Genomic DNA, 20,156 nt, shown 5'->3' with positions numbered 1-20,156 from the left:
GTGGCCGCCACGGAGACGCCGTCGGGGCGTCGGTCGAAGCGAAGGAGTGTGGGTGAGCGAGACAGCATTGGGCGCGATCAAGCCGTCTTCGAGGACCGGCCTGGTTCTCGAGGCGCTGCGTCGCGGCATCCTGAGCGGCGAACTGCCGGCCGGCCGTCCGCTGGTGGAGGCGGAGCTCGCCGCCCGCTTCGGCGTCTCCAAGACCCCGGTGCGAGAGGCGCTCAAGACCCTCAGTGGTGCTGGCCTGGTCACCATGAGCGACTACAGCGGGGCGGCGGTGCGTACGGTCGATGAGCGCCTCACCCGTAACGTGTTCGACGCACGGTGCCTGATCGAGCCGGTCGCGGTGCAGCGGAGCGTCGAGGCTGGGCTGCAGAAGGGCGGCCGGCTCGCCCGGGAGGCCCTGGAGGCCGCCGACAACGCTCAGGACGAGGTGGCGCGCAGCCTGGCGAACCGCGACTTCCACCGCGCGCTGTACACGGACTGCGACAACGACGTCCTGGTCGGGATGCTGGACCAGCTGCGCGAGCAGACCGCCCTGATCTCGGTCAACGCCTGGGCGCAGCGTCCCTCCTGGGAGGACGAGGCGCGCGAGCACCGGGAGATCCTCGAGGCGGCTTCGAGCGGGCAGGCGGAAGAGGCGGCCCGGCTCGTGCTGCAGCACATCAGCGCGTTCCGGGAGCGGGCGATCCGCCAGATCAAGGAGGTCGGTCGTGAAGTTCGGTGAGCTCTCGCAGGCGCTGCGCGACGTGGTCGCCATCCCGGTGACGCCGTACGCCGACGGAGTGCCCGATGTCGAGCTGTACAAGGTGTTGCTGCGACGTCTGGTCGACGCCGGCGTGGGCGTGCTCACCCCGAACGGCAACACCGGCGAGTTCTACGCCTTGAGCGCCGACGAACGGCTCCGGCTCCTCACCGCCGCGGCGGAGGCCGTGAACGGTGAGGCGCACCTGCTCGCCGGGGTCGGCCACGACGTCGCCACCGCCGTCGAGGAGGCCCGCCACGCGGCCGCCTGCGGCATCCGGATGGTCATGGTTCACCAGCCCGTCCACCCGTACGTCTCGGCCGAGGGCTGGCTCGACTACCACCGGGCGATCGCCGACGCGCTGCCCGACATGGGCCTGGTCCTCTACGTGCGGAACGTCTGGGTGGACGCCGACCTGCTGACGCGGCTGGGTGACCTGTGCCCCAACGTGATCGCCCTGAAGTACGCGGTGGCGGACGTGAATCGGTTCGCGCAGCTGCGCATGGAGGTGGGCGCCGACCGGTTCGTCTGGATCGCCGGGCTCGCCGAGCCGTACGCCCTGTCCTATGCCGTTCACGGCGCCGAGGGCTTCACCTCCGGACTGGTGAACGTCAACCCCGCCTTCTCACTGCGCCTCCGGGACGCGCTCCGCGAGGGGAACTACGCCCAGGCGGAGCGGATGCTCCAGGAGATCGCGCAGTTCGAGCACCTGCGGGCGGTCGACCGGGGCGCCAACAACGTCAGCGTCGTGAAGGAGGCCATGCACCAGCTCGGCCTGTGCGACCGCTCGGTCCGGCCCCCCAGCACGGTCCTGCCCGAGCGGGAACGACAGGTGGTCGCCCGGATCATCGCCGACTGGACCCGGACCGACGATCTCCTGCCCCTGCCGTCGGCGGGCCGCGCGGTGGCCTCATGAAGATCAGCGGTCTCCGCTCGTTCGTCCAGCGCGTCGGGGAACGGCCCCGGGTCCTGCTGCGCGTCGACACCGACGAGGGCGTCAGCGGGTGGGGCGAGGCGTACAACCACGGTCCCGACCTGGCGCTCGTCCCGTTGCTGGACTATCTCGGCGGGCAGATCCGTGGTGAGGATCCCCGGCGCGTGGAGTACCTGTCGCAACTCCTGATCCGCACCGCGCGGTTCCCGCAGGGGGCGCTCGGGCTGGCGGCGATCGCCGCCATCGACCACGCGCTGTGGGACATCACCGCGAAGGCGCTCGGCGTCCCGGTCTACCAGGTGCTCGGCGGCGCCGTACGGGACCGGGTGCGCGTCTACTGCGGCTTGTACTCCGCGCCCGACCCCGATGACTGCCGGCGGCGGACCGTCGAACTGCACGAGCGGTACGGCTTCACCGCATTCAAGCTCAGCCCGTTCCGAAGCGACCTGCACGCCGAACGGTGGGGCCTCGTCGTCGCCGAGGCGGCCGAATGGGCGCAGGAGGTCAGGCGGAGCTGCCCCCGGGAGTTCGACTTCGCCTTCGACGCCCACGCCAAGATCTTCGAGCCCTACCAGGCGGTCCAGCTGGGCAACGCGCTGGCGCCGATGGACCCGCTGTTCCTCGAGGAGCCGATCCGCCCCGAGCACTTCGCCTCCTGGGGACGTCTGCGCGGCGAGCTCCAGGTCCCCCTCGCGACCGGCGAGAGCCTGTACTCCCCGCACGAGTTCCTCCAGCTGCTCACCCACGGCGGCGCGGACATCGTCCAGCCCGACATCTGCGTGGTGGGCGGGGTCTCCCAGATGCGGCGCATCGCGACCATCGCCGAGACCTTCAACGTCATGCTGGCGCCCCACAACCCGATGGGCCCGCTGGCCACCGCCCACAACGTCCACTTCGCCGCGGCCTGCAGCAACTTCTCGATCCTCGAGTACAAACCCGAGACGACGAGCTGGTGCCCCGACCCGTACGTCCCGGTCGACGGGCACCTCGAACTGCGGCCCGACCGTCCCGGCTGGGGGGTCACCATCGACGAGGCGGCCCTGGCAGAGGACGACTACGTGCACTGGGAACGCCGGGTGCCGACCCGCCCGGACGGCTCCCTGGCGTTCTGTTGACGCCGACCGCTTTTCGCACGCGACCGGCCCGGCACGACTGAGGCCGAGAACGTTCCTGCGACGCGACGTCGTGCCGGGCCGGTCCGGCGGTCAGGCGATCTGTTCGGCGGCGGCGCGGCCGGCCCGGCGTCCGGACAGCAGGCAGCCGCCGAGGAAGGTCCCTTCCAGGGCGTTGTAGCCGTGCATCCCGCCGCCGCCGAAACCGGCGACCTCGCCCGCGGCGTACAGTCCCTCGATCGGCTGCCCGTCGGCGCCCAGGACCCGGGAGTCCAGGTCGGTCTGGATGCCGCCGAGCGTCTTGCGGGTGAGGATGTGCAGCTTGACCCCGATCAGCGGCCCGGCAGCGGGGTCGAGGATCCGGTGCGGCGTGGCGGTGCGGCCGAGCCGGTCGCCGAGGTAGCGCCGCGAGTTGCGGATGCCCTGGATCTGGGCGTCCTTGCTGTAGGAGTTGGCGATCTGGGAGTCCCGCGCCTGGATCTGGCGGCGCAGCACGGCCGTGTCCAGGAGCGGTTCGTCGGTGAGCGCGTTCATCTTGGCGACGAGGTCGTCCAGGGTGTCGGCGACGACGAAGTCCGCGCCGTGCCGCTTGAACGCGTCCACCGGCCCGGGCGCGCCCTTGCTCAGCAGCCGCTCGCGCATGAACGCCTTACGGTCGCCGCTGGTGATGTCGGGGTTCTGCTCCGAGCCCGACAGGGCGAACTCCTTCTCCAAGATCTTCTGGGTGAGGATGAACCAGGAATGGTCGTAGGCGGCGATGTCCTCGGTGGTCCGCAGGTGCCGCAGGGTGCTGAGCGTGTCGTACCCGGGCAGGCAGGGGTCCGGCAGCCGCCGGCCGAGGGCGTCGAACCACAGCGACGACGGGCCGGGCAGGATGCGGATGCCGTGGCCGGGCCAGATCGGATCCCAGTTCTGGATGCCCTCGGTGTAGTGCCACATGCGGTCGCGGTTGACCAGCCGCGCGCCGGCGGCCTCGGTGATGTCGAGCATGCGCCCGTCGACGTGGGCCGGCACCCCCGTGACCATCCGTTCGGGCGCGCGGCCCAGCCGCTCCGGCCAGTAGCGGCGCACCAGGTCATGGTTCGCGCCGATCCCACCCGCCGTGACGATGACGGCCTGGGCGGTGAGCTCGAACTCCCCGGCCACCTCACGGTTGGAGGTCACGCCGCGCGGCGCGGAGTCGTCGGCCAGCAGGACGCCGCGCACCCCCGTCACGGCGCCCGCCTCGACGATGAGCTCGTCGACCCGGTGCCGGTGGCGGAAGGTCAGCGTTCCGGCGGCGGCCGCTCGATGGGCGCTCTGCGCGAACGGCGCCACCACGCCCGTGCCGGTGCCCCAGGCGATGTGGAAGCGCGGCACCGAGTTGCCGTGCCCGTCCGCCCGCAGATCACCGCGCTCGGCCCAGCCGACCGTCGGCAGCAGTTGGATGCCGTGGCTCGCCAGCCACGAACGCTTCTCCCCGGCGGCGAACTCGACGTACGAACGTGCCCAGCGAACCGCCCAGGAGTCCTCGTCCTCGACACGGTCGAACTGGGCGCTGCCCTGCCAGTCGTTCCAGGCCAGCTCCAGGGAGTCCTTCACCCTCATGCGCCGCTGCTCCGGCGAGTCGACCAGGAACAGCCCGCCGAACGACCAGAACGCCTGGCCGCCGAGGTTGGCGGCGTTCTCCTGATCGAGCAGAGCGACCTTCCTGCCACGGGAGGTGAGCTCGTGGGCCGCCACGAGACCGGCCAGGCCGGCTCCGACGACGATGACGTCGAAATCCATGGGGCTCCTCGCTAGCCGCCGTCCTGCGGCGGCGGGGGACTCGGTACGGCGATATCAGTGCATCATCTATCACAGCACTCACCGCACCGAGCCCAGGACCGCCTTCCGGCCGATCTCATGCCGGCCGTGCGGACCACCCGTCGCCCGGCCGACCACGGCGGCCGTACGCCCGCGTCCGCAGGTCGACGATCAGTCCCGCGTCATCGCGACCCTCGAACCGTGACGGTCGCGTGCAGAGGCAGGTCGCGCGAGGAGTCGCCCGCGTAGAGGGTGTACCGGCCCGGGACCGTGGTCCAGCGGCCCGCCGCGGTGTCCCAGACGGAGAAGGAGCGGGCGTCGAGCCCGATCGTCACGTGCCGGGTCTGGCCGGGCCGCAGCGTGACCTTCGCGAATCCGGCGAGCCGGCGCGGTGGCTCGCCGGCGGACGCGGGCGACGCGAGGTAGAGCTGAACGACGTCGGCGCCGGCACGCGTGCCGGTGTTGGTGACGTCGACGGTCGCGACCCGGCCCTGCGGGGACACGCTCAGGTGACCGACGGCGAAGGTCGTGTACGACAGGCCGTAGCCGAACGGGAACCGCGGTGTCACGCCGTGCGCGTCGTACCAGCGGTAGCCGACGTCGAGTCCCTCGGAGTAGGTCGCGGTGCCGTTCACGCCCGGGTACTGCTGCGGCGTGTTCGCCGCCGTCTCGTTCTCGGCCTTCGGGAAGGTCATGGGCAGTTTGCCCGACGGGTCCGCGTCGCCGAACAGGAGGTCGGCGACGGCGTTGCCGTCCTCCTCGCCCGGGTACCACGCCTCGAGGACGGCGGGGACCTGGTCGAGCCACGGCATCAGCACCGGACCGCCGGTCTTCAGGACCACGACCGTCCGCGGGTTGGCCGCGGCGACGGCGGACACGAGCTTGTCCTGGCCGTCGGGCAGCGACAGGTTCGGCCGGTCGCCGCCCTCCTTGTCCTTGTTGCCGACCATGACGACGGCGACGTCGGCGGCCTTGGCGAGCGCCGCGGCGGCCGCCGGGTCGGTGCCGTCGGCGTACGTCACGGCCACGCCCTTGCTCTTGATCCCGTCGACCGGGGAGACCGTGTAGAGCGGCGTCACGGCCGAGCTTCCGCCGCCGCCGGTGTGCGCCGCGCCCGCGTACGGTCCGATCACCGCGACGGAGCGCACCCCGCGCAGCGGCAGCCGGCCGCCGCTGTTCTTGAGCAGGACCGCGCTCTGCTCGGCGATCGACCGGGCGACCGCGCCGTCCCGCTGTGCCGGGATCGGCGTGGGCGTGCGCGGATGCTCGAAGAGCCCGAAGCGGAACATCTGCGCGAACCGGCGTACGAGCATGCGGTCGACGACCGACTCGTCGAGCTGCCCGCCGAGGACGGCGGCCTTGGTCGCGTCGCCGTAGTTGACGTGCTTCATGTCCAGGTCCAGCCCGGCCAGCGCCGACGCGACCGTGCTGTGGTTCGCGGTGTAGTCGGACTGGACGAAGCCGTCGAAGCCCCATTCGCCGCGGAGCACGTCCTTCAGCTGGTGGGTGTTCTCGCAGCCGAACTGCCCGTTGACGCTCGGGTAGGCGCACATGACCGCGCCGGCCCGGCCCCGCGTCACCGCGGCCTCGAACGCGGGCAGGTAGATCTCCCGCAGCGCGCGCTCGTCGATGACCTCGTTGATCGTCTTGCGGTCCGTCTCCTGGTTGTTGGCCGCGTAGTGCTTGATCTCGGCGATGACGCCCTGGGCCTGGATGCCGCGGACCTCCGGGACCACCATGCGCGCGGCGAGGTAGGGATCCTCGCCGAGGTACTCGAAGTTGCGGCCGTTGCGCGGCACGCGCGTGATGTTCAGACCGGGCGCCTCGATGAGCCCCTCTCCGCGGTCCGCGACCTCCTGGCCGGCCACCCGGCCGAAGGCCGCTGCCACCTGCGGATCCCACGACGCGGACATCCCGAGCGCCGCGGGCAGCGCGGTCGCCGGCTGAGCCGTGCTGCTGTCGCCCGGCCCGGCGCCCGCCGGCCCATTGGTGATCTTCAGGGCCGGGATGCCGAGCCGCTCGATGCCCGCCACCTCGCGTGGATGGTCCGGCACGTCGAGCATGTGGATCTCGAGGACCTTCTCGTCGAGCGTCATCCGTGCCACCAGCAGTTCGGCCCGCTTCTGCGGCGACAGGGAACGGTCCATCCACGGCCGGGCAGGCGCCGCGCGGGACGGCACAGCCGTGACGCCGAGGAGGAGGGCGGACGTCGCCAGGGCGAAAAGGGTCTTGCGCACGAGGCCTCCTACGGCCGGTCTCGGTCAAGAGAGGTGTACCGCGCATGCGAATCAAGGTCAATAGATACATCCGATGTATAAGCCCGTTTCGGGCCTCCGACCTCGGGGAAGGTGTGGCTGTCGAGGCTAAAGAACGGATGTCTGTTCGAGAGCGGCCGCCTCACCCGGCCCAGGTCCCGGGTAGCGCCCGGAGCCAGGGGTACCGGGCTGAGCGATCACGCGCGGCGGTCGGCGGCGAGGAAGGACGTCAGCAGGGGGAGCAGGGCGTCGGGGCGGTCCAGCGGGATGATGTGGCCGCAGTCGTCGATGAGATGGCCGGTGAGGTCGTCGGTGATGGGACGCAGCTGCCGTTCGAGGGCGCGCCCCACGGGGTGCGCGCCGATCGCCATCGTGGGCACGGTGAGCCGCCCGGTCTCGACGGCGTCCTGGATCTGCCGCGCGCTTGCGGGCAACGCCCGGTAGTAGGAGAAGGCGCAGCGCAGGGCGTCGCGCCCGGTGTAGGCGCCGACGAAGGCGTCGCGGACCTCCGGCACCAGGCCGCGGCCCCGCGTGCCGGCGGTGAGGAACCAGTCGATGTACTCCGCCTCGTGTCCGGCCAGGACCGTCTCGGCGAGATCCGGGACCGAGTGGAAGCCGAACCACCACGGAGGACCGTCGGCGAGGAAGCCCTCGGCGCCGGGCAGCCGGCCCAGCAACGACTCCATCAGGACGAGCCGTCGGACGCGGTCGGGTCGCCGCATGGCGAACAGGAACGCCGGAGGGGTGCCCGCGTCGATGCCGACGACCGCCGCCGAGGGTTCGCCGAGGGCGGTGAGGAACTCTTCGGCGTCGGTGGCGAGGGTCCCGGCGTCGTAGCCGTCGGCCGCTCTCGTGCTGGCTCCGAATCCCCGGAGGTCGGGGGCGATGACGCGGTGATGAAGGGCGAGGCCGGGGATGAGCTCGGTCCACAGCCGCCAGGTGTGCGGGAATCCGTGCAGCAGGAGGACGGCGGGCCCGTCTCCGGCGATCGCCACGTTGATGTCGATGCCATTGGCCGCGACCCGGTGCAGGGAGATCTCGGCGGCGGAGTCGCGGAAGGACGGGACAGGGGCTGCTGCATGCATGAAGCCTCCGGAGAGCCGGTAACCATTGGTGACATGGAGAGATTAGGTAACCTGCTCTTCATGGCCAAGAAGGCACTTTCGCGACAGGTGGTGAGCTGCCGGTGACCTCCTCCCCGGCCCGTACGGCGAAGGGGGCGCGCGGCGATCTGTTCGATCCCGAGTGCCCGACCCGTCGGCTGCTGGACCGCATCGGTACGAAATGGACGTCGATGGCGGTCAAGGTCCTCGCGGAGGCGTCCCCGGATGAGGTGCGCTTCGCCGAGCTTCGGCGGCGGATGCCCGGGATTTCGCAGAAGATGCTGTCCGCGACCTTGCAGAGTCTGGCCCGCGATGGCCTGGTCGCCCGCAGAGTGGAGCCGACCGTGCCGCCGCGCGTGCACTACCGGCTCACCGACCTGGGCCTGTCGCTCGAAGTCGCGCTCGCCGCCGTCAGGTCCTGGGCCGAGGAGCACATGGCCGAGATCGACAGCGCCAACGCGATCGACGACGCCCGCGCCGAGGGCGCCGTGCGCCCGAGGGCCGCCCGGCCGGTTCGGGGTACGTAGGGAGGAGACCGCTGATAGGAGGGGGACCGATGCGATTTCCGCTACGGCTACGGCTGCGGCACGTCCCGGGCCGGCTGGCTACCGGCGTGTTCATCCTCGACTCGGGCCTGGGCAAGCGGGGAGCGGATCAGCAGACCGCCGAGACGCTGCACGGTATGGCCGCGAACGCCTATCCGTTCCTGGGCGCCGTCGATCCCAAGACGTTCGTCCGGCTGCTGTCCGCCGGTGAGATGACGCTGGGCACCATGTTGCTGCTCCCGGTCGTGCCCACGGCCGTGGCCGGGGGCGCCCTGGCCGCCTTCTCCGCGGGCCTGGTCGGGCTGTACGCCAGGACGCCGGGGATGCGCCGGGACGGCAGTGTGTTCCCGACCGCGCAGGGGATCGTCCTGGCCAAGGACGTCTGGCTGTTCGGCCTCGGCCTCGGCTTGCTCATCGACGGCCTCACCGAGCGCGGGTGAGTGCCCGCGGCCGCCTATGATGCGTCGGTACGGGCGGAGCAACGCCCGGGATGCGGTGAATCGTTCGCGGTGGTCATGGTCAAGGGGTTCGTGCGGTGGTCAGAGGACGTGTCGTAAGGTTCGACGAGGTACGGGGATACGGGTTCGTGGCCCCCGATGACGGTGGGGAGGACGTCTTCGTTCACGCGAACGACCTCCTGGACGACAAGTACGCATTCTCCCCGGGGACGAGCGTCGAGTTCGAGGTCGCGGAGGGCGAGCGGGGCCCGAAGGGATACGACGTCCGCCTCGTTGCGGGCGCCTCCGACGGCTCCCGCCGGGGCCCGGCGAAGGCCACCCGTGCCCCTCGTCCGCGTGACGACGACGGGACGTGCGAGATCCTGACGACGGAGGACTTCCGGAACGAGCTCACCGAGGCCTTCCTCGCGGCGGTCCCGGAGCTGACCGCGGCGCAGATCCTGCTCCTCCGAGACCGGGTGATCAAGCTCGCCGCCTCGCACGACTGGATCGAGGACTGACGCCCTGGTCCGGGTGGCCCGCAGGGTGACGCGGACCTGGGAAGTCAGATGCCGGGTGCGACTCGGTGAATGGCTGCATTCCACCTAGCCGGACGTAATTGTCAATCGGAAAGGCCGATGAGAGCCCGGCTACTTCCGGTGTGCCGGAAAGCCGAATGGCCATCCGGCCGACGCGGCCGCCGTTAGGGTCGGACATGTCGGTGACGCCGATCGTTCAGGAGTCGTGAGCGTATGCCCACCGAGCTTGACGATCTTCTTCGGGGACAGACGCCGATCGTGCTCGCCGCGCTGTTGCGCACCCGGGGCGGGTTCGACATGTGCGAGGACGCCGTCCAAGAGGCCCTGATGGCGGCGGCCGTGCAGTGGCCCGCCGAAGGCGTGCCCGACAACCCGACGGGATGGCTGACCCGGGTCGCCTGGCGGCGGTGGACCGAGATGTGGCGCAACGAGACGGCCAGGCGGCGACGCGAGGGTGCCGCGGCGGCGCTGACCCCGGCGGATCCCGAGCCCGCGTCCACGGTGGACGACTCCCTGACCTTGATGTTCCTGTGCTGTCATCCGGCGCTGACCAGGCCGTCGCAGGTCGCCTTGACGCTGCGCGCCTGCGGTGGGCTGACCACTGCGGAGATCGCTCGTGGGCTGCTGGTCCCGGAGGCGACCGTGGGGCAGCGGATCAGCCGCGCCAAGCAGCGGATCAAGGTCACCGGTGCGGAGTTCCGCATGCCGTCGCCGGAGGAGCGGCCACAGCGGGTGGCCGCGGTCAGGGACGTGCTCTACCTGATCTTCAACGAGGGGTACACCGCCAGTTCGGGCGCCTCGCTGAACCGCGTGGAGCTGACGACGGAGGCGATCCGGTTGACCAGACAGCTGCGGGAGCGGCTGCCCGAGGACGGGGAGGCCGCAGGGTTGCTCGCGCTGATGCTGCTCACCGACGCCCGCCGCCCCGCCCGGACCGGGCCGGACGGCGAGCTGATCCCGCTGGCCGAACAGGACCGTAGCCGATGGGACTCCCGCACCATCGCCGAGGGCATCGGCCTGATCAGCGAGACGCTCGCCGACGGGCCGCTCGGCCCGTTCCAGCTTCAGGCGGCGATCGCGGCCGTGCACGACGAGGCGGCGAGCGCCGAGGAGACCGACTGGCCGCAGATCCTGGGCCTCTACGATCTTCTCCAGATGGTCGCCTCCGGTCCGATGGTGACCCTGAACCGCATCGTCGCCTTCGCCATGGTGTACGGACCGCGGGCCGGGCTGGCAGCGCTGGAGGCCGCCATGACCGACGCCACCCTGGCCTCGCACCACCGGGCGCTGGCCGTACGGGCGCATCTGCTCGACGAGTCGGGGGAGACCCAGGCCGCCCGCGAACACTACGGGCAGGCCGCGTGCCGCACCCTCAACGTCGCCGAGCGGCGCTACCTCATCTCCAGGGCCGCGAGGCTCCCCGAGACCAGCGGATGACCGGTGGGTCCTCCTGCTACGTCCCGTCGAGCGAGTTGACGGGCCGTACCTCGACGAGACCGAGTGACGCCTCGGGGATCCGAGCGGCCAGCTCCACCGCCCGCTCCCGCCCCTTGACGTCGACGAGGTAGATGCCGGCCAGGTGCTCCTTGGCCTCGGCGAAGGGGCCGTCGGCGGTCGTCGTCCTCCCGTCCTGAACGGTGACCCGGACGCCCTGGGAGGGGTCGGCCAGCGCCTCGTTCGCGACCAGTTCGCCCGACTTCACCAGGTCCTCGTGGAAGGCGGCGTACGCCCGCATGCCTTCGGCGCGCTGGTCCTCCGACATCGCTCCCCAGGTCTCCAGAGCCTCCTTGTTGTGGTGGATCATGATCAGGTACTTCATCGCTGCCTCCACGGATCGGGACGTCGCCGTCGTCAGAATGTCGAAACAGCCGCCACGGTTTCGACACACTCTCAGCGAGTGTTCGACGGCGAACTGCCATGACGGTGGGAGGGCGGATGGGATCGCGAGAACGGCTGACGCACGTCAACGGCGCCGACCAGTGCCTGCAGACCTTCGGGGACCAAGGCGCTCCGGCGGTGCTGCTGATCGCCGGAGCGGCCCACTCGATGGACTGGTGGGACACGCGCCTCTGCGGGGTCCTGGCCGAGGGCGGCCGGTTCGTGATCCGGTACGACTACCGGGACACCGGGCGCTCGGCGAGCTACGCGCCGGGCGCGCCGAAGTACGACTTCGACGATCTCGTGGACGACGCGCTGGGCCTCCTGGACGCGCTCGGCCTGTCCACGGCCCACGTCGTCGGCGCATCGCTGGGCGGCGGGATCGCGCAGCGGCTCGCCCTCGCGCACGCCGGCCGACTGCTGTCGCTGACCCTGCTGTCCACCAGCCCGGGGATCCGCCCGAACGCCCCGTTCCGCGACGGCCTGCCGCCGCCGTCGGACGACCTGATGGAGCGACTCTTCGCGGCACGGAAGGAGCCGGACTGGGAGGACCGGGCCGCGGTGATCGACTGGATCGTGGAGGAACAGTCGGCGCTGGCCGGCGCCCGCCGTCTGGAGGAGGCGTATCTCCGGCGGCTCCTCGCCAGAGTCCTCGACCGTACGGGCGACATCGCCGCCTGCATGACCAACCACCGCCACATCGAGCCCGGCGCCGCCTACGCGTCGCGGGTCGGCGACATCTCCCTGCCCACGCTGGTCGTCCACGGGACCGATGATCCGCTGCTGCCGTTCGAGCACGCCGTCGCGCTGGCGGATGAGATCTCCGCGGCGGAGCTGCTTCCGCTGCGGGACGTCGGGCACCAGATGCCGCCGCCCGACACGTGGGACACCCTGGTCGCCGCCCTGCTGTCGCACACCGGCGGCTCATGAGTCACAGATCGGGCCCGGTGAACGCCAGGACCGACCGCACCTCCACGCCGCGCGACCCGCCCGCCGACGATCAGCCGGAGCCGGGACAACCAGAAGGCGTCGGCGAAATGCGCGGAACGCTGCATCGGCGCGGGGCGTATTCATCGCTATGGCAGGAATATGCCAGCACCAACAGCTTGCTGCCTTCTCTCGCTCTTGGCCGACGTCCGTGCGAAAGCTGAGAATGAGAACATCGGAACATCGAGGGAAGGGGAAAGGAAATGAGCGACGAGGGATTCGCCTCCGGTGGAACCACGTGGGATTGATGGAGAATTCCGCCCGCGCGTTCCGCCGGGTGCCGTGAAGACCTATGTTCTGATCCCCGGAGCGTGGTCCGGGGGGTGGATCTGGCAACCGGTCGTCGCGGGGCTGCGCGGGCAGGGCCACGCGGTCTATCCGATGACGCTGTCGGGCCTGGGCGGACGCGACGCCGACGTCTCCGGCATCGGGCTGAACACCCACGTCGAGGACGTGCTGTCCGTACTGCTGGACAACGCGCTACGGGACGTCGTCCTGGTCGCTCACGGAACCTCGGGGGTCATCGCGGGAATCGTCGCCGATCGGGCCCCCGAACTGGTCGCCCACACCGTCTACGTGGAAGGCTTCCTGCCGCATCATGGCAGGAGCGTGCTGCAGGCCTTCGGGTCGCTCTACCCGGACGAGCTGCGCACCATCGCCGAGAACCACGGGCGCTGGCCCGCGCCGGACGCCACGGTGATCGGTGACGGTCAGGGGCTGACGGCGGAGCAGGCGGAGTGGCTCGCAAGCCGGATGACCGACCATCCCGGACGCTCGCTCACCGAACCGGTGAGGCTGACCAGTCCCCTGGAATCGCGGCCGGCGGTCTACGTGGTCTGCTCGATGGAGCACTTCGGCGGCAGGCTGGCCGATGATGTGGAGGGTATGCGGTCGGTGCCCGGGTGGACGTTCGGCTACCTCGCGACCGGGCTGTGGCCGATGCTCTCGGCGCCGGAGGAACTGGTCAGGCTGCTGGATGAGGTACCGGTGAAGCACGCTCTTCTCAGATCCACCCCTCTTCCTTCGCGCGCAGCGCCGCTTGGAAACGGTTGACCGCCCCGAGCCTCGCCATCAGCTCGGCGACGTAGCGACGGTAGGTCCGCAGTGAGACACCGAGCTCACGGGCTGCGATCTCGTCCTTGTCGAACATGGCGAGGGCGTCCAGGACCCGGCGTTCGAATGGCGACAACGCCGAGCACGGCGCCTCGGCGGCAGACGGTTTGATGAACTCCTCGAAGTCGGCGGCGTCCTCCCAGAGGCCGTCGAAGTAGGTGACGAGCTGGGAGACCAGCCCCTCCTCCCGGACCAGCAATGCGCCCTGCGCGCTGTCCCTGGGGTTGACCGGCACGACCGCCACGTCCCGGTCGAAGACGATCATCCGGTCCATCTGGGCTTCGGTGATGCGCACCTGGCCGCCCAGCCTGCGGATGTCGCACAGGTAGTCGACCATCAGAGCGTCGCCCAGCGCCTCAGGATGGTAGATCGACTTGATCATGGTGCCCCGGCGCAGGGAGCGGCCGTCCAGCACGCGACCGACCTGAATGGCGCTCGCCGACAGGGGCCTGCCGGGGTGCAGGCACAGTGTCTCCTTGTGGGAGAAGAACGCCAGGTCGTCGATGCGGCGGCGCACCTGCAGCAGCCCGGAGACGCGTTCGATGTCGAGCTGGGCGCTCTCCAGGCTCTCCCCATGGCGCTGGTCCTCCTCGAGGAGGGCGATCACGTCCCGGGCCGCCAGCACCTGACGGATCTCCATGTTGAGCTTTTCCACGCGTTGCTCGATGAGCCGCTCCAGGCCGGCGCGGGGATCCGTGGCCGAGAGCCGGTGCCCGTCCCGGACCTCGAGCAGTGCCAGTCGGCCGAGTGTTTCGATGGCGCTTTCCAGCGTTTTCTGATCCAGCCCGAGCCGACGCCTTATCACGTCCGATCCGCACCCCGGCCGCTTGAGCGTGCAGCGGTACACCGCCAACGCGTCGGCCGAGACTCCGATGGTGGAGATGTCCACGGCGTCCCCTTCCGGCCCAGGCACATTCTTTGTCTCCCAGCATGCGCGCGGGCCGTCCCCGGCGCGTCTTCCAGATTGCCGAACCGCCTCTTCCCGCCCGCGCCCGATGGGGAGGGACGGCCGCCGAGCCGGGGACACGGCGCCCGTCCTGATTCCGCTATTGACAGCGGGTCGTCAAGGAGTAAAAATCCCTGCAAATAGTAAACTTTACTATTAGATGACTCGGCTGTGATCCGGAGACCGTCATGGCGGCTCGCGCCCCGCCCGGCAAGCCCTGAGCAACGAACGTCCCCGCAATGGCCGCTCGAGCGGCCGATCCCCACGTGATTCGGAGCTCACACATGAACACCAGGCTCGTCGCCGCTGCCACCGGCGTCGCCCTCACCCCCGCCCTCGTCGTGGCCCTGGCCGGCACGGCCAGCGCGCACGGCTACATCAACTCCCCGCCCAGCCGCCAGGCCCAGTGCGCACAGGGCATCGTCCAGTGCGGCGACATCAAGTACGAGCCGCAGAGCGTCGAAGGTCCCAAGGGACTGCGCAGCTGCAGCGGCGGTAACGCTCGGTTCGCCGAGCTCGACGACGACAGCAAGGGCTGGCACGCCACGCAGGTGGGCCGGACGGTCACCTTCACCTGGACCTTCACCGCGCGCCACCGCACCACCGACTGGCAGTACTACATCGGAAACACGCGCGTCGGCGTGTTCAGCGGCAACGACACCCAGCCGCCGGCCACGGTGTCGCACACCGTCAACCTCGGCAACGTGTCCGGCCGCCAGAAGCTGCTGGCGATCTGGAACATCGCCGACACCGCGAACGCCTTCTACTCCTGCGTGGACCTGCAGGTCGGCTAGGCCGTAGAGCCCGGCTCGGGAGCGGGTGGCCGGCACGACCGCGCGTGCCGGCCACCCGCTCCCGAGCCATGCCTGAACATCTGGGTGGGGCCAGGCTGTCCGAACGCGATGGGGCTCGGCCATCCGTCCTGCCGGAACTCCAGGCCCAGTCGCCCGACAGGCCAGGCTCGACGGTTATCTCGAACATCTAGTGATGGGTTCAGCAGTAGACGATCAGCCATTCACCCACGTAGAGATTGTTCAGATTCTTGCCGGGGTTGAGGGCCTGGAGCTGGGCGAGAGTCATTCCGAATTCAGAAGCGATGGACCGTGCGGTTTCCCCAGATTGAACGGCATGGCCGCACTCCAGTGCGGATCGAGTTCCGGGCGCACTGGTCGATGCGAACGTTACCCCTGACGTTGTTCCAAGGATCGACGCACATGCCACAGTCGTGACGACCGCCTTTTGAAACACGCTGAAACGCATTAGATCCTCCTGAAACTATTGAAACGGCTCGGTGTCCGGCATCGCCGCGCCGCTGTCGGCCTTCTACTGCGGGCGCAGTATGCCCCGGCTACTCCCTGGGGCCAACGGAGGCGCGTCGGGCTGCGGATACCGTGGGCGGGTGAGTCCGCTGACCGAGGTCAGGCGCGTCGCCGGCTGCCATCCGTTCCTGTCGGACGGGCTGTTGGCGGCGGCGGTGTACGCCCTGGCCCTGTGGGTGCCGTCGGGGCCGCATGACGTCGGGCCCGACCCGTCGACCTGGCAGATGGCGGTGTTCGGCGCGCTGGCCGCCGGCCCGCTGACGGTGCGGCGGCGCTGGCCGACCGCCGCGCTGGCGTTCACGCTGGCCGGGACGGCGTGTTACCTGGCCGTGGACGGCAAGGAAGGCCCGCTCCTGCTCGCGCCGATGATCGCCGTCTACACCGTCGCGCTGCGCGGCGCACGCCGGACGACGGTCATGACCGCCGCGGCGTCGGGATTCGTCCTGATCATCGCCAAGCTGGTGGGGGTGGCTCGCGATCCCGCGGTGCACGGGCTGGTGCTCTTCGATCCCCGGCTCGTGAGCGTCATCGCCCAGATCGCCCTTGCCACCGCGGTGGGCGACGCGGTGCGCAATCGCCGCGCCTACGTCGCGGCCATCGAGGAACGCGTGCGCCGCGCGGAGCGGACCCGTGAGGAGGAGGCCGAGCGGCGGGTCATCGAGGAGCGGCTGCGGATCGCCCGTGAGCTCCATGACGTGCTCGCCCACCACGTCGCGTTGATCAACGTGCAGGCCGAGGTGGCGGCGTACGTCATGGAGACCGATCCGGATCAGGCGCGCGAGGCGCTGTCCCACGTCCGCCGCGCGGGCCAGGAGGTGCTGGACGACCTCGGTGCCACCGTGAGCCTGCTGCGCCGGCCGAACGCGCAGCTCGAATCGGCCCCGGAGCCCGCTCCCGGGCTCGACCGGCTGCCCGGCCTGCTCGAGGCGTTCGCGGCTGGCGGGCTGACGGTCGACCTGCGCGTGGTGGGGGAGCGGCGCGAGCTGCCCGCCACCGTCGATCTGGCGGCGTACCGCATCGTCCAGGAGGCGCTGACCAACGTGCACAAGCACGCCGGCGACGCCCCGGCGACGCTGCGCATCGCCTACACGCCTCGGGAGCTCCGAGTGGAGATCACCGACTCCGGGCCCGGCGGGTCGGCTCCGGGAGAGGGGACCGGTCACGGCCTGCTCGGCATGCGGGAACGCGCGTACTCGGTCGGCGGCGCCTTCGAGGCGGGTCCCCGGCCGGAGGGCGGCTTCCGCGTCCACGCGGTGCTGCCGTCGGCCGACCATTCGCCCCGGCCCGTGTCGCCACCCGCCCGAGCGGCAGGGACGGGGCCCGCATGACGATCCGCGTGGTGCTGGCCGACGACCAGTCCCTGGTGCGGGCGGGTTTCAAGGTGCTGGTGCAGGCCGCGCCCGACCTCGAGGTGGTGGGTGAGGCCGCGAACGGCGACGAGGCGGTCGCGCTGGCCCGCGAGACGCGCCCGGACGTCGTGCTCATGGACATCCGGATGCCCGAGTCCGACGGGCTGGTCGCGACCCGGACGATCACCGCCGACGCGGCGCTGGCCGCCGTACGCGTGCTGGTGCTGACGACCTTCGAGATCGACGAATACGTGTTCGCGGCGTTGCGCGCCGGCGCCAGCGGATTCGTCGGCAAGGGGGTGCAGGCCGGGGACCTGCACGAGGCCATCCGCACGGTCGCCCGGGGGGACGCGCTGCTGTCCGCGGCGGCGACGCAGGCGCTCATCGCCCGTTTCCTCAGCGGCCCCGGGGACGTCGCCGACGGCGCGGCGGAACGCCTGTCCGACCTGACCGAACGCGAACGCGAAGTGGTCGTCATGGTGGCGCGCGGGCTGTCGAACGACCAGATCGCCGAGCGGCTGCGCATCCGGCCGCTGACGGTCAAGACCCATGCGAACCGGGCGATGATGAAGCTCGGGGCGCACGACCGCGCGCAACTGGTGATGATCGCCTACGAGACGGGGCTCGTCCGTCCGGCCGCCCCGCCGCGGTAGCCGTCCCGGTCGTCCGAGCGGCCCCCGCCCGGCCGCGTAACCGGCCGGCCACCTCGCCGTAGTATCCGCACCGGCCGCCTACTGCGGGCGCGGTATGCCGAAGACCCTTCCCCAGGTGGACGGGAACGACCGTCCCCCGGCACCAGGATTGTCCTGGCATCCGATGACAACTGGGGGTTCCTCTCATGTCCGTTCTCGCGCGATGGTGCCACCGCCATCGCATCGTCGTGGTCCTGTTGTGGCTGGCCGCGCTCGTCGGCCTGGGCGTGCTGTCCCAGACTGCGGGCTCGGCCTACAAGGACGCCTTTTCCCTGCCGGGGACCGAGTCCACGAAGGCCCTGCAGCTGCTGCAGAGGTCCGCGCCGGCGCAGTCGGGCGACTCGGCGACCGTCGTCTGGCGCGCGCCCGCGGGCGGCACCGTCCGTGACGACGCCGTACGGCGGAAGATGACCGCCACCCTCGCCAAGATCTCCAAGCTGCCCTCCGTGACCTCGGTGACCGGCCCGTACGACGGACCGCGGGGTGCCCGCCAGATCAGCGGGGACAGCAGGACCGCCTACGCCCAGGTCGGCTTCGACAAGCAGGGCGACAAGCTGGCCAAGGCGGACGTGCAGCGTGTGATCGACACCGCCGAGGCCGCCCGGGGCGACGGCCTCCGCGTCGAGCTCGGCGGCAACCCGATCAGCCAGGTCGAGCGGACCCCGCCCGGCAACTCCGAGCTGATCGGGGTGGCCGTCGCCGCGATCGTCCTGCTCCTCGCCTTCGGGTCGCTGTTCGCGATGCTGCTGCCGATCCTCACCGCCATCGCCGGTGTCGGGAGCGGCCTGATGGTCGTCGGCCTGCTCACCCACGTCGTCACCATCGGCCAGATCGGGCCCACACTGGGCGCGCTGATCGGCCTCGGCGTCGGCATCGACTACGCGCTGTTCATCGTCACCCGGCACCGTACCGGCCTGAAGAACGGGCTGAGCGTCGAGGAGTCGGTGGTCAAGGCCATCGACACGTCCGGCCGCGCGGTGCTGTTCGCCGGGGGCACCGTGGTGATCGCCCTGCTCGGGCTGTTCGTCCTGGGCATGAGCTTCCTCAACGGCATGGCCATCGCCTCGGCGGTCACCGTGGTGTGCACCGTACTGGCGGCGATCACGCTGCTGCCGGCGCTGCTCGGCCTGCTCAAGACGCGGGTGCTCAGCCGCCGCGAACGCCGCCGCCTCGGGGCCCACGCGGCGGGCGGCGCGGCCCGGCCGGACGTCTGGACCCGCTGGGCGGGTGTCGTCGAGCGGCGGCCTCGTACGCTGTCCGTGGTGGCTCTCGTGGTCGTCGCGGTGCTGTGCGTGCCGGTGTTCTCGCTGCGCCTGGGCTCCTCCGACGCGGGGAACAACCCGACGTCCACGACCACGCGCCAGGCGTACGACCTGCTGGCCGAGGGCTTCGGCCCGGGGTTCAACGGCCCGCTGCAGCTGATCGCCGAGACGCACGGCGCGGCCGACCAGCAGGCCTTCGCCCGCCTGGTCGGGGAGGTGTCCCGTACGCCGGGGGTGGCGACCGCTGTCCCGCTGCCCGCTCAGCCGGGTGCGACGGTCGCCATGGCGCAGGTGATCCCGACGACCTCGCCCCAGTCCGCCCAGACCTCCGACCTGATCGGCCGGCTCCGCCACGACGTCGTCCCGGCCGCCGAGCGCGGCACGTCGCTGCGGGTCTACGTCGGCGGCGCGACGGCGATCTTCGACGACTTCGCGGACGTGCTGACCGGCAAGCTCCCGCTGTTCCTCGGTGTGATCATCACACTCGGGTTCCTGCTGCTCATGCTCGCCTTCCGCAGCCTCCTCGTGCCGGCGATCGCCGCCGTGATGAACGTGCTGTCCGCCGGTGCGTCCTTCGGCGTGGTCGTCGCCTTCTTCCAGTGGGGATGGGGCTCGGATCCGCTCGGGGTGGGCGCCGCCGGGCCGGTCGAGGCGTTCCTCCCGGTGATCATGCTGTCGATCCTGTTCGGCCTGTCAATGGACTACCAGGTGTTCCTGGTCAGCCGGATGCATGAGGAGTGGGTGCACAGCGGCGACAACCGCCGGGCCGTCACCGTGGGCCAGGCCCACACCGGAAGGGTCATCACCGCCGCCGCGACCATCATGATCGCGGTGTTCGTCGCCTTCGTCTTCGGGGGCCAGCGGGTCATCGCGGAGTTCGGCATCGGCCTGAGCGCCGCCGTCGCGCTGGACGCCTTCATCCTGCGGACGATCCTCGTCCCGGCCGCGATGCACCTGTTCGGCCGCGCCAACTGGTGGCTGCCCTCCTGGCTGGAGCGCCGCCTCCCGCACCTGTCGGTCGAGCCGCCGGAGGAGCGGCCGATCGAGGACGCCGCACCCCTGGAGCCGGCCTCCCGCTGAGATTCAAGGCGGGGCGGTCGGTGGCGACCGCCCCGCCTTCGGCGCTCCAGAGATTCCCTATGCGTCGTCTTGCCG

General features: G+C 70.9%; 19 protein-coding genes. 13 read left to right on the top strand and 6 right to left on the bottom strand.

The genetic code is table 11. The features are described 5' to 3' along the window. The first annotated feature begins 52 nt into the window (after positions 1-52). The 3 genes from ABEA24_RS09755 to ABEA24_RS09745 are packed head-to-tail and all read left to right on the top strand — an operon-like array spanning position 53 to position 2,794. Positions 53-727, top strand: a complete 675-nt coding sequence (locus ABEA24_RS09755; protein ID WP_345430368.1) for a GntR family transcriptional regulator — start codon at positions 53-55, stop codon at positions 725-727. Then, positions 714-1,661: a dihydrodipicolinate synthase family protein gene (locus ABEA24_RS09750; RefSeq protein WP_345430367.1), complete on the top strand. Its 948-nt coding sequence runs from the start codon at positions 714-716 to the stop codon at positions 1,659-1,661. Before ABEA24_RS09755 ends, ABEA24_RS09750 begins: the two co-directional genes overlap by 14 nt. Further along, positions 1,658-2,794: a mandelate racemase/muconate lactonizing enzyme family protein gene (locus tag ABEA24_RS09745; RefSeq protein ID WP_345430366.1), complete on the top strand. Its 1,137-nt coding sequence runs from the start codon at positions 1,658-1,660 to the stop codon at positions 2,792-2,794. The genes ABEA24_RS09750 and ABEA24_RS09745 overlap by 4 nt, the downstream gene beginning before the upstream one ends. Before the next feature lie 90 nt (positions 2,795-2,884). Here ABEA24_RS09745 and ABEA24_RS09740 read toward each other — a convergent pair whose 3' ends face one another. From ABEA24_RS09740 to ABEA24_RS09730, 3 genes are all read right to left on the bottom strand, one after another. Next, positions 2,885-4,558 (bottom strand): FAD-binding dehydrogenase, encoded by a 1,674-nt coding sequence (locus ABEA24_RS09740; protein WP_345430365.1) that lies wholly within the window; start codon positions 4,556-4,558, stop codon positions 2,885-2,887. A gap of 200 nt (positions 4,559-4,758) precedes the next feature. Then, positions 4,759-6,813 carry a beta-glucosidase gene (locus ABEA24_RS09735; RefSeq protein WP_345430364.1) on the bottom strand — a complete coding sequence of 685 codons (2,055 nt, stop codon included), beginning with the start codon at positions 6,811-6,813 and terminating at the stop codon, positions 4,759-4,761. Positions 6,814-7,028: 215 nt separating this feature from the next. Beyond that, on the bottom strand, positions 7,029-7,916 hold the full coding sequence (locus ABEA24_RS09730; RefSeq protein ID WP_345430363.1) for an alpha/beta fold hydrolase: 888 nt from the start codon (positions 7,914-7,916) through the stop codon (positions 7,029-7,031). 101 nt (positions 7,917-8,017) lie between these two features. Here ABEA24_RS09730 and ABEA24_RS09725 point away from each other — a divergent pair, with 101 nt between their 5' ends. From ABEA24_RS09725 to ABEA24_RS09710, 4 genes are all read left to right on the top strand, one after another. After that, on the top strand, positions 8,018-8,461 hold the full coding sequence (locus ABEA24_RS09725) for a winged helix-turn-helix transcriptional regulator (protein WP_345430362.1): 444 nt from the start codon (positions 8,018-8,020) through the stop codon (positions 8,459-8,461). A 29-nt stretch (positions 8,462-8,490) separates the two neighbouring features. Then, positions 8,491-8,919: a hypothetical protein gene (locus ABEA24_RS09720; protein WP_345430361.1), complete on the top strand. Its 429-nt coding sequence runs from the start codon at positions 8,491-8,493 to the stop codon at positions 8,917-8,919. Positions 8,920-9,014: 95 nt separating this feature from the next. Beyond that, complete coding sequence (locus tag ABEA24_RS09715) at positions 9,015-9,437, top strand: cold-shock protein (RefSeq protein ID WP_345430360.1); 423 nt, start codon at positions 9,015-9,017, stop codon at positions 9,435-9,437. 231 nt (positions 9,438-9,668) lie between these two features. Next, positions 9,669-10,892 carry an RNA polymerase sigma factor gene (locus ABEA24_RS09710; protein ID WP_345430359.1) on the top strand — a complete coding sequence of 408 codons (1,224 nt, stop codon included), beginning with the start codon at positions 9,669-9,671 and terminating at the stop codon, positions 10,890-10,892. Positions 10,893-10,908: 16 nt separating this feature from the next. Here ABEA24_RS09710 and ABEA24_RS09705 read toward each other — a convergent pair whose 3' ends face one another. Next, positions 10,909-11,274: a YciI family protein gene (locus tag ABEA24_RS09705; protein WP_345430358.1), complete on the bottom strand. Its 366-nt coding sequence runs from the start codon at positions 11,272-11,274 to the stop codon at positions 10,909-10,911. A gap of 116 nt (positions 11,275-11,390) precedes the next feature. On the opposite strand from ABEA24_RS09705, the gene ABEA24_RS09700 reads away from it, so the two are divergent. Beyond that, the gene (locus tag ABEA24_RS09700; RefSeq protein WP_345430357.1) at positions 11,391-12,263 is read left to right on the top strand and encodes an alpha/beta fold hydrolase; all 873 of its coding nucleotides are present in this window, start codon (positions 11,391-11,393) and stop codon (positions 12,261-12,263) included. 339 nt (positions 12,264-12,602) lie between these two features. Next, a complete protein-coding gene (locus ABEA24_RS09695) occupies positions 12,603-13,373 on the top strand; it encodes an alpha/beta fold hydrolase (protein WP_345430356.1) in 771 nt (256 codons plus the stop codon). Here ABEA24_RS09695 and ABEA24_RS09690 read toward each other — a convergent pair. Next, entirely contained in the window at positions 13,324-14,322 is a 999-nt protein-coding gene (locus tag ABEA24_RS09690; RefSeq protein ID WP_345430355.1) for a helix-turn-helix transcriptional regulator, read from the bottom strand. The two genes, ABEA24_RS09695 and ABEA24_RS09690, sit on opposite strands and share 50 nt — an antisense overlap. A gap of 341 nt (positions 14,323-14,663) precedes the next feature. On the opposite strand from ABEA24_RS09690, the gene ABEA24_RS09685 reads away from it, so the two are divergent. Then, positions 14,664-15,173, top strand: a complete 510-nt coding sequence (locus tag ABEA24_RS09685; RefSeq protein ID WP_345430354.1) for a lytic polysaccharide monooxygenase auxiliary activity family 9 protein — start codon at positions 14,664-14,666, stop codon at positions 15,171-15,173. Positions 15,174-15,372: 199 nt separating this feature from the next. Here the strand turns inward: ABEA24_RS09685 and ABEA24_RS09680 are convergent, their stop codons facing one another. Beyond that, entirely contained in the window at positions 15,373-15,639 is a 267-nt protein-coding gene (locus ABEA24_RS09680; protein WP_345430353.1) for a LysM peptidoglycan-binding domain-containing protein, read from the bottom strand. A 139-nt stretch (positions 15,640-15,778) separates the two neighbouring features. Here ABEA24_RS09680 and ABEA24_RS09675 point away from each other — a divergent pair, with 139 nt between their 5' ends. The 3 genes from ABEA24_RS09675 (at position 15,779) to ABEA24_RS09665 (ending at position 20,081) form a co-directional block, all read left to right on the top strand. Next, entirely contained in the window at positions 15,779-17,026 is a 1,248-nt protein-coding gene (locus tag ABEA24_RS09675; RefSeq protein WP_345430352.1) for a sensor histidine kinase, read from the top strand. Then, positions 17,023-17,700, top strand: coding sequence for a response regulator transcription factor (locus tag ABEA24_RS09670; protein ID WP_345430351.1), 678 nt, complete (start codon positions 17,023-17,025; stop codon positions 17,698-17,700). The genes ABEA24_RS09675 and ABEA24_RS09670 overlap by 4 nt, the downstream gene beginning before the upstream one ends. A 185-nt stretch (positions 17,701-17,885) precedes the next feature. After that, on the top strand, positions 17,886-20,081 hold the full coding sequence (locus ABEA24_RS09665) for an MMPL family transporter (protein WP_345430350.1): 2,196 nt from the start codon (positions 17,886-17,888) through the stop codon (positions 20,079-20,081). Positions 20,082-20,156 lie beyond the last annotated feature (75 nt).

It is taken from the genome of Actinoallomurus vinaceus (genome assembly GCF_039542055.1).
Classification (GTDB): Bacteria; Actinomycetota; Actinomycetes; order Streptosporangiales; family Streptosporangiaceae; genus Actinoallomurus; species Actinoallomurus vinaceus.
This window is presented reverse-complemented; position numbering and strand designations above follow the sequence as displayed.

Coding starts and splice junctions, on each gene's coding strand:
- ABEA24_RS09710 (WP_345430359.1), top strand. CDS start 9,669: ATGCCCACCGAGCTTGACGATCTTCTTCGGGGACAGACGCCGATCGTG.
- ABEA24_RS09705 (WP_345430358.1), bottom strand. CDS start 11,274: ATGAAGTACCTGATCATGATCCACCACAACAAGGAGGCTCTGGAGACC.
- ABEA24_RS09665 (WP_345430350.1), top strand. CDS start 17,886: ATGTCCGTTCTCGCGCGATGGTGCCACCGCCATCGCATCGTCGTGGTC.
- ABEA24_RS09685 (WP_345430354.1), top strand. CDS start 14,664: ATGAACACCAGGCTCGTCGCCGCTGCCACCGGCGTCGCCCTCACCCCC.
- ABEA24_RS09740 (WP_345430365.1), bottom strand. CDS start 4,558: ATGGATTTCGACGTCATCGTCGTCGGAGCCGGCCTGGCCGGTCTCGTG.
- ABEA24_RS09700 (WP_345430357.1), top strand. CDS start 11,391: ATGGGATCGCGAGAACGGCTGACGCACGTCAACGGCGCCGACCAGTGC.
- ABEA24_RS09720 (WP_345430361.1), top strand. CDS start 8,491: ATGCGATTTCCGCTACGGCTACGGCTGCGGCACGTCCCGGGCCGGCTG.
- ABEA24_RS09745 (WP_345430366.1), top strand. CDS start 1,658: ATGAAGATCAGCGGTCTCCGCTCGTTCGTCCAGCGCGTCGGGGAACGG.
- ABEA24_RS09680 (WP_345430353.1), bottom strand. CDS start 15,639: ATGCGTTTCAGCGTGTTTCAAAAGGCGGTCGTCACGACTGTGGCATGT.
- ABEA24_RS09670 (WP_345430351.1), top strand. CDS start 17,023: ATGACGATCCGCGTGGTGCTGGCCGACGACCAGTCCCTGGTGCGGGCG.
- ABEA24_RS09730 (WP_345430363.1), bottom strand. CDS start 7,916: ATGCATGCAGCAGCCCCTGTCCCGTCCTTCCGCGACTCCGCCGCCGAG.